Consider the following 8803-nt stretch of genomic DNA (forward strand, 5'->3'; position numbering starts at 1 on the left):
CGCTCCAACTCGACATCGAAGGTCGGAGAAGTCCTGATGACCGAACCGCTCTACCCGCTGCGCATCGCGGCCGCCCCCATCTCCTGGGGAGTGTGCGAAGTTCCCGGCTGGGGTCATGTCCTCGACGCGCGCACCGTGCTCTCGGAGATGGCCGCACTCGGCTTGGCCGCGACGGAACTGGGCCCGCCGGGCTATCTTCCGCGTGACCCGGACGAGTTACGGTCGCTGCTCGAAACATTCGGCATCGCCGCGGTGGGCGGGTTCCTGGCGCAGGTGCTGCACGCGGAGCCGGAGCGGGCGATAGCGGCGGCGAAGGAGACTGCCGCGTTGTTCGCGGCCACCGGCGCCGACGTGCTGGTGCTCGCCGCCGCGACCGGTCTGGGTGGCTACGACGCCCGCCCGGAACTCAGCGAGTCCGAGTGGCGCACGCTCATCGGCACCGCCGCCGCGATCCGCGACGTCGCCGCCGAGTGCGGGCTGCGCACAGTGCTGCACCCGCATGTCGGCACGCATGTGGAGACCGAGCCCGAAGTCGAACGGTTCCTTGCCGATTCCGATCTCGACATCTGCCTCGACACCGGTCACCTGCTGATCGGCGGCACCGACCCGGTGCAGCTCGCACAGCGACACGCCGGTCGGATCGGGCACATTCACCTGAAGGACGTCCGCAGCGCGGTCGCCGACGAAGTACGCGGCGGCACAGTGGAATACAGCGAGGCCGTGCGGCGCGGACTGTATGCCCCGTTGGGAGAGGGCGACGTCGACATCGCCGCCCTGGTGCGCAGCATGCACGCCGCCGGATACCGGGGCTGGTATGTCATGGAGCAGGACACCGCCCTGCGACCGACCGACTCGGCGGAGATGCCGAGCCGGGATACCGAACGCAGCCTGCGGCATCTCGCGGGCCTCGTGGCCGCACGAATCTAGTGGGGAAGTGATGACAACGATGTCTCTACGACTCGGCCGAGGATGGCAGCGCTCGCGCCGCTTGCTGCCATGGCTCGCCGCCGCCACGGTGCTGGCCGCCTGTAGCGGGCCGGGCGCCGACGTGCCTGCCCCGACCAACTCCCCGGTGGCCGCAGGAAAATTGAACTCCGTCGCGGTGGTCACGCACGGCAGCCCCGGCGACGCGTTCTGGAACGTCGTCAAGAACGGCGCGGAGGCGGCGGGCAAGGATCTCGGCGTCCGGGTCGAGTACAACTCGGCCGGTGATCCCGGCCAGCAGGCCAAGCTGATCGACAACGCGGTGGCGCAGGGCGTGGACGGGCTCGTCGTCTCGATGGCCAACCCGGACGCGTTGCGACCCTCGATCGAAAAGGCCGTCACCGCAGGCATTCCGGTGGTGACCATCAACTCCGGCGAGAACGAGAGCGTCAAGTACGGCGCCATCGGCCATGTGGGGCAGAGCGAGTCGCTGGCCGGCCAGGCGGCGGGCAAGCGGCTGGCCGATGCCAAGAAGACCAAGCTGCTCTGCGTCATCCACGAGGCGGGCAATATCGGCGCTACCCAGCGGTGCGACGGCGCGACCAAGGCCTTCGGCAACGGCACGACGCTGCAGGTCGACATCAACAACCCGACCGACGCGCAGTCCCGGATCAAGGGCGCGCTGGAGGCCGACAAGACCATCGACGCGGTGCTGACGCTGAATTCGCAGGTCGCCGCGCGTGCGGTGGACGGGGTGAAGGAATCGCAGTCCGGCGCGACGGTTGCGACGTTCGACCTCAATACCGATGTGGTCGAGGCCATCCGGGCGGGCAAGCTGCTGTTCGCCGTCGACCAGCAGCAGTACGAGCAGGGCTATCTGCCCGTGGTGCTGTTGCAGGCCTACCGGACGAATTTGAACACAGTCGGTGGTGGCGCACCGGTGCAGACGGGTCCGGCCTTCGTCGACAAGGACAACGTCGATGCCGTCGCCGCGCTCGTGGCACAGGGCACCCGCTGAGGTCAGGGAGTAGATGAAATGACTGTTGCCACAAAACCATCCGAGGCCTCGCAATCCCAAGGGCCGACGCTCATGCAGCGGCTGATCGTCCGGCCGGAGATCGGTGCCGCGCTCGGCGCGCTGCTCGTATTCGTGTTCTTCTCGATCATCACCGAGCGGTTCCTGAGCCCGCTGGGCATCGCCACCTGGCTCGACGACTCGTCCACCCTCGGCATCATGGCGGTCGCGGTGGCGCTGTTGATGATCGGCGGTGAATTCGATCTGTCGGCCGGCGTGATGACCGCGTCGACCGCGCTGGTCACCGCGCTGCTCGCGGTACACGCGGGCTGGAACGTCTGGTTCGCACTGCTGGCCTCGCTGCTACTGGCGTTGCTGGTCGGCGCATTCAACGGGTGGCTCGTGATGCGCACGGGTCTACCGAGTTTCATCGTCACGCTCGGTACCTTCCTTGCACTGCAAGGCCTGAACCTCGGCGTGACTCGACTGGTCACCGGAACCGTTCAGGTGTCCGGGATTCGGAGCGCCGAGGGCTACAACTCGGCAGGCTGGGTCTTCGCCTCGACGTTGAACATCGGTGAGGCCCGCATCCAAGCCTCGGTCATCTGGTGGATCGTGCTGACCGCGATCGCCGCGATCGTGCTGGTGCGCACCAAGTTCGGCAACTGGATCTTCGCGGTCGGCGGCTCACTCACCAACGCACGGGCAGTCGGCGTCCCCGCGGACCGGACGAAGATCGTGCTCTTCATGACCACCGCGTTCGCCGGCTGGGTGGTCGGCTCCTGCGGCATTCTGCGTTTCGCCAGCGTGCAGGCGAACCAAGGGGTGGGCTTGGAGCTGCACTACATCATCGCCGCTGTCGTCGGCGGTTGCCTGCTGACCGGCGGGTTCGGCTCGGCGATCGGCGCCGCCATCGGCGCCCTCATCTTCGGCATGGCACGTCAGGGAATTGTGTTCGCGCGCTGGGACAGTGACTGGTTCATGCTGTTCCTCGGCGTGCTGCTGCTGGCGGCGGTGTTGGTCAACAACAGATTCCAGAAGCGAGCCGAAAGGGTACGCCGATGAGTGCACCAGCGAGTGGGCCGACCCCCCTCATCGAGGCCGTCGATATCGGCAAGAGCTATGGCGGCGTCGTGGCCTTGGAGGACGTGTCGACCGTGGTCAACGCGGGCCAGGTCACCTGCATCCTCGGCGACAACGGTGCGGGCAAGTCCACGCTCATCAAGATCCTGGCCGGGGTGCACCAGCACGACCGCGGCGAGCTGCGGATCGACGGACAACCGGTCCGGATGTCCTCGCCGCGGATGGCTTTGGATCACGGCATCGCGACGGTGTACCAGGATCTCGCGGTGGTGCCGCTGATGAGCGTCTGGCGCAACTTCGTGCTGGGTTCGGAGCCGACCACCGGCTTCCTCCGGCTGCTCGACCGTCGCAAGGGTCGCGAGATCGCCCGGCAAGGGCTGGCGGACATGGGCATCGAGATCCGCGATATGGAGCAGCCGGTCGGCACGCTGTCCGGCGGGCAGCGCCAATGCGTGGCCATCGCGCGGGCGGTGCACTACGGCGCCAAGGTGCTGATCCTGGACGAACCGACCGCCGCGCTCGGCGTGAAGCAGGCCGGGGTCGTGCTCAAATATGTTGTGCAGGCCCGTGATCGGGGCCTGGGTGTCATCTTGATCACCCACAATCCGCACCACGCCTTCCCGGTCGGCGACCGTTTCCTGCTGCTGAAACGCGGCACGATGCTCGGCTCGTACGAGAAGGACGAGATCGACCTGTCGGAGCTGACGAGGCAGATGGCGGGCGGCGCCGAGCTGGACGCGTTGCAGCACGAACTGCAGCGGGTCGTGTCGTGAACAGCGCACCGCGGCGAAAGGTGCTGCCGTGACCGGTTTGGAAGCGTTGACCATCGGACGCGTCGGCGTGGACCTCTACCCGCAACAGAGCGGCGTCGGTCTGGCCGAGGTCGAGTCCTTCGCGAAGTTCCTGGGCGGCACCGCGACCAATGTTGCGGTGGCCGCCGCGCGACTGGGCCGCCGCAGCGCCGTACTGACCAAAGTCGGCCCGGACGGCTTCGGCGACTACGTGCGAACGGCCTTGGCGAACTTCGGTGTCTCGGCGGACTACGTGGGCACGGCGCCGGATCTCCTGACGCCCGTGGTCTTCTGCGAGCTGAAGCCGCCCGCCGACCCGCCGCTGCTGTTCTATCGCGCGCCCATCGCCCCGGACCTCACCCTCACCGAGGACGAGGTGCCCTGGGACGTGGTGGATTCGGTTCCGCTGCTGTGGGTTACCGGCACCGGCGTGAGCGCGGAGCCCGGACGCAGCACCCAGCGCCGCATTCTCGAACGGCGGAATCGCCACGGGCACACCGTGCTCGACCTCGACTATCGGCCGATGTTCTGGCCGGATGTCGACACCGCCGGAGCCGAGATCGGCTGGATGGTCGACCACGTCAATGTGGTCGTCGGTAACCGTGCCGAGGTCCAAGTCGCCGTGGGGACAGCCGATCCCGACGAGGCCGCCGACCGCCTGCTCGCGCGCGGTGTCCGGCTCGCGGTGATCAAGCGCGGCGCCGAGGGCGTGCTCGTGGCCACCGAGTACGAACGGTGGACGGTGCCGCCGTGCCGTGTCGAGGTGGTCTGCGGACTCGGTGCGGGCGACGGTTTCGGCGGTGCGCTGATCCACGGCCTGCTCGCGGACTGGGATCCGCACCGCATCGCCACCTACGCCAATGCCGCAGGCGCCCTGGTGGCGTCGCGGCTGGCATGCGCGGATGCCATGCCGACGGATGCGGAGATCGAGGACCTGCTGTGCCGCTGAGGCGGCGCACGAGACAGAAATGGAGAACCTACGGTGCATTTGACCGACGAACGCTGGCGTGAGCTGCTGCGCGTCCGCGCGACGGACCCGGCGGCGGTCGAACGGGCTTATGCGAAACGCGTCCGCCGCCCGAACCTGCTGGCGGACAAGGACACTCTGTTCCTGGTCGCCGCGGACCACCCGGCCCGCGGCGCCCTCGGCGTCGGCTCGGACCTGACCGCCATGGCGGACCGGCGGACGCTGCTGGAGCGGCTGCTGATCGCGCTGGGCCACCCGGACGTCGACGGCGTGCTCGGCTCGCCGGACGTGGTCGAGGAGCTGCTGCTGCTGGATGCCTTGGACGACAAGGTCGTCATCGGATCCATGAACCGGGGCGGGCTCGCGGGCGCCGAGTGGGAGATCGACGACCGCTTCACCGGGTACGACGCCGACTCGCTCGCCCGGTTCCGCCTCGACGGCGGGAAAATGCTGCTGCGCCTCGTCGATTCGGACGCGGGCACGGTCCCGACTTTGCAGGCGTGTGCACAAGCGGTCTCCGAACTCGCGGCGAACGGGCTCATGGCCATGGTCGAGCCGTTGCCGTACCACCGCGACGAATCCGGCGCCCTGGTGATGGCCAAGGATGCGCCTGCCCTGTCCCGGGCGATCACGGTGGCTTCCGGCCTCGGCGTCACCTCCGCCTACACCTGGCTCAAGATTCCTGCCCCGCAAGATATTTCGGTCCTCGACGCGACGACGCTACCGGTCGTCGTCCTCGGCGGTGCCCCCTCCGGCGACCCGGTCGCCGACCTGGCGTTCTGGGACGGCGCCCTCGGCCACGACGTGGTGCGCGGCCTGGTCGTCGGCCGGACCCTGCTGTATCCGCCCGACGGTGACGTCGGCGCAGCCGTCGACGCAGCCGCCAAGATGCTGAAGGAGACGCGATGAGAATTGATCGTCCTGAATCGAGGCGGGAATTGCGATGAGGCTGCATAGACCAGCTGGAACACTGAGCGACGGCGGCGATCCGGTCCGCCTGGCCCCGGAGGACGCCGGGTGGACGTACACGGGCCTGCGGGTGCTGCGCCTGGCCGCCGGGGAAACCCGAAAGCTGGAGACCGGCGAGTACGAAGCGTTCGTACTGCCGCTGGCCGGCGCGTGCACCGTCCGTGTCGACGGCATGACGTTCGAATTGTCCGGCCGGGAATCGGTATTCACCCGGGTGACTGACTTCGCGTACATCCCGCGCGACGCCGAGGTCGAACTGACGGCCGACGCGGCGGTGGAGCTCGCCCTGCCCATGGCGCGCTGCGCCAACCGGCTCGACCCGAAATATGGCCCTGCGGAACAGGTCCCGATCGACATCCGCGGCGCGGGCCGAGCCACCCGTCAGGTCACCAACTTCGGTGTCCCCGGCATCTGGGACCACGCCGACAAACTCAACGCCTGCGAGCTGATCACCCCGGACGGCAACTGGTCGTCCTATCCGCCGCACAAGCACGACGAAGCGAGCGACTGCGAGGTAGTGAACGAGGAGATCTACTACTTCCGCATCGCCGGACGGGACGGCACCACTCCGTCACGTGACGGATTCGGAATCCACCGGACCTACACCTCGGACGGCGAGTTGGACGAAAACGTCGTGGTGCGCGACGGCGATGTTTTCCTCGTCCCACGCGGCTACCACGGCCCGTGCATCGCCGCGCCGGGCTACCCGATGTACTACCTGAACGTGCTCGCCGGCCCCGCCCCGGAGCGCTCGATGGCCTTCTGTGACGACCCGGTGCACAGCTGGGTGCGCGGCACCTGGGACACCGAAGTCCGCGATCCGCGCTGCCCGATCACCAACCACGAAGGACGGCTCGGATGAAACTGACTGCGGCACAGGCGCTGGTGGCCTGGCTGGTCGCCCAACGCTCCGAAACCCTCGACGGCCACGAAGTGCCGCTGTTCCCTGCGGTTTTCGGCATCTTCGGGCACGGCAACGTGCTCGGCCTCGGCACCGCGCTGCAAGAGCGCAAAGACGATATCCCGGTCTGGCGCGGGCACACGGAGCAGGGCATGGCTCTCGCGGCCGTCGGTTACGCCAAGGCGACCCATCGGCGGCAGGTCGGCGTGGCCACCTCGTCGATCGGGCCCGGCGCGCTGAACATGGTGACTGCCGCCGGTGTCGCGCACGCCAATCGCCTTCCGCTGCTGCTGCTTCCGGGTGACACCTTCACCACCCGCGCCCCCGATCCAGTGCTCCAGCAGGTCGAGCACTTCGGCGACGCCACCGCCACGGTCAACGATGCCTTCCGCGCGGTGAGCCGGTACTTCGATCGGATCACCCGCCCTGAACAGCTGATTTCCACACTGCCCCAGGTGGTTCGGGTGCTCACCGACCCGGCCGAGGTCGGTCCGGTAACCCTCGCCCTACCCCAAGACGTCCAGGCCGAGACCTACGACTTCCCCGACACCCTGTTCGAACCGACCGTGCATCGCATCTTGCGCCCGCGCGCCGACGAGCGCTCGCTGGCCGACGCCGCTGCGGCACTGCGTAACTCGGTGCGTCCGCTGCTGGTGCTCGGCGGCGGTGTCCGCTACTCGGGTGCGGGACGCACAGCTCTCGAATTCGCTGAGCGCCACGGGATTCCGATCGTGGAGACGACGGCGGGCCGGACCCTGGTGCCGCACGACCATCCGCTCTATGCCGGTCCGCTCGGCGTCACCGGCTCGACCTCGGCGAACACGATGGCCGCCGAAGCCGACTTGGTCCTCGCCGTCGGCACCCGCCTGCAGGATTTCACCACCGCCTCGTGGACGGTCTTCGCACCAGAAGTTCGCCTCGTCACGATCAACGCCGCACGGTTCGACGCCGTCAAGCACGGCGCGCTCGCGGTAGTCGGCGACGCGGCCGCGACGGTCCGCGATCTGGCCGATCACCTGCGCGAATGGCGCGTCGAATCCGAATGGTCCGCCCGGGCCGCAGCCCAGCGCGGCACCTGGGACGCCCACATCGACAAACTGCGCGCGCACACCCCGGGCACACCCAGTTACGCCCAGGTCGTCGGCATCGTCAACGATCTCAGCGGACCGAACGACTACGTCATGACCGCCTCGGGCGGCATGCCCGGCGAACTCGTCGGCGGCTGGCGCGCCACCGGCGGCGCCCCGAGTATGGACGTCGAATACGGCTTCTCCTGCATGGGTTACGAACTCGCCGGCGCCTGGGGCGCGGCCATGGCGCACACCGACGGCCTGGTCACCACCATGCTCGGCGACGGCTCATACCTCATGCTGAACTCCGAACTGTTCTCCGCGGCCTTCGCCGGACACCCGTTCGTCGCGGTCGTCTGCGACAACGACGGATACGCGGTGATAGCCCGTCTTCAGGAGGGCCAAGGCGGCGCGCCGTTCAACAATTTCTACGCCGACTGCCGCAGCGCCCACGACGAGCCGCCGCGGGTGGACTTCGCCGCGCACGCTCGCGCGCTGGGCTGTGCCGTCTTCACCGCCGCCGACCTGTCCGAGTTCCGCGACGCCTACGCCCGCGCGCGGGAGGCCGCGGTCCGTGAATCTCGCCCAGCCGTGCTGGTGATCCGCACTCAGCCGTCGTCTTGGACCGAGGCGGGTGCCTGGTGGGAGGTCGGTGTTCCCGAATACCTGTCCGGCCGCGCCGCCTACACCGCGGCCAAACCGCGTCAGGTGCGCTATCTGCAACCGTGAACCGGGGACGAACGCGGGGGCTGCGCGACGGGGCAGAAAGTCGTAGGATGACTTAGCGGCGCAGTGCTGCGCTGGTAGTGATGGCCCTTGCGGCACAAGGTAACTGGACGTGGCCCGGCATCGGCGACCACTTGCGTCGAGAAGGGGAAAAGCCTGTGCGGACCGAGGCGATCAGAGCGGGTCGGTGACCCTCAACAGGGTCGACCACACAGCGTTGGCGCTGTGGGCGGCCGCATGCGCCGAGCATGTGCTGCCGCTTTTCGAGCGCGCGCGACCCCAGGATCCGCGACCGGCCTCGGCGATCGAGGCCGCCCGAGCGTGGGTGCGCGGCGACCTGACGATGCCGGAAGCGCG

Annotated in this window: 9 protein-coding genes; all 9 read left to right on the top strand. The window is 68.5% G+C overall.

The window, feature by feature from the left end; all coding sequences use genetic code 11:
• The first annotated feature begins 36 nt into the window (after positions 1–36).
• Positions 37–927: a TIM barrel protein gene (locus tag NN4_RS07455; protein WP_147129215.1), complete on the top strand. Its 891-nt coding sequence runs from the start codon at positions 37–39 to the stop codon at positions 925–927.
• A 10-nt stretch (positions 928–937) separates the two neighbouring features.
• Positions 938–1942, top strand: a complete 1005-nt coding sequence (locus NN4_RS07460; RefSeq protein WP_234391160.1) for a sugar ABC transporter substrate-binding protein — start codon at positions 938–940, stop codon at positions 1940–1942.
• 18 nt (positions 1943–1960) lie between these two features.
• Positions 1961–3004 (top strand): ABC transporter permease, encoded by a 1044-nt coding sequence (locus NN4_RS07465; protein ID WP_147129216.1) that lies wholly within the window; start codon positions 1961–1963, stop codon positions 3002–3004.
• Positions 3001–3795, top strand: a complete 795-nt coding sequence (locus tag NN4_RS07470) for an ATP-binding cassette domain-containing protein (RefSeq protein WP_147129217.1) — start codon at positions 3001–3003, stop codon at positions 3793–3795. The genes NN4_RS07465 and NN4_RS07470 overlap by 4 nt, the downstream gene beginning before the upstream one ends.
• Before the next feature lie 28 nt (positions 3796–3823).
• Positions 3824–4762, top strand: coding sequence for a 5-dehydro-2-deoxygluconokinase (iolC, locus tag NN4_RS07475; protein WP_147129218.1), 939 nt, complete (start codon positions 3824–3826; stop codon positions 4760–4762).
• Between the two features lie 33 nt (positions 4763–4795).
• Positions 4796–5689 (top strand): Cgl0159 family (beta/alpha)8-fold protein, encoded by an 894-nt coding sequence (locus NN4_RS07480; protein ID WP_147129219.1) that lies wholly within the window; start codon positions 4796–4798, stop codon positions 5687–5689.
• A 34-nt stretch (positions 5690–5723) separates the two neighbouring features.
• The gene (gene iolB, locus NN4_RS07485; protein ID WP_147129220.1) at positions 5724–6611 is read left to right on the top strand and encodes a 5-deoxy-glucuronate isomerase; all 888 of its coding nucleotides are present in this window, start codon (positions 5724–5726) and stop codon (positions 6609–6611) included.
• The gene (gene iolD, locus NN4_RS07490) at positions 6608–8449 is read left to right on the top strand and encodes a 3D-(3,5/4)-trihydroxycyclohexane-1,2-dione acylhydrolase (decyclizing) (protein WP_147129221.1); all 1842 of its coding nucleotides are present in this window, start codon (positions 6608–6610) and stop codon (positions 8447–8449) included. The genes iolB and iolD overlap by 4 nt, the downstream gene beginning before the upstream one ends.
• A 184-nt stretch (positions 8450–8633) precedes the next feature.
• On the top strand, positions 8634–8803 hold a 170-nt coding region (locus NN4_RS46870), incomplete at its 3' end, for a putative immunity protein (protein ID WP_371865630.1).

Origin of the sequence: Nocardia ninae NBRC 108245 (assembly GCF_007990755.1) — a bacterium.
GTDB lineage: Bacteria > Actinomycetota > Actinomycetes > Mycobacteriales > Mycobacteriaceae > Nocardia > Nocardia ninae.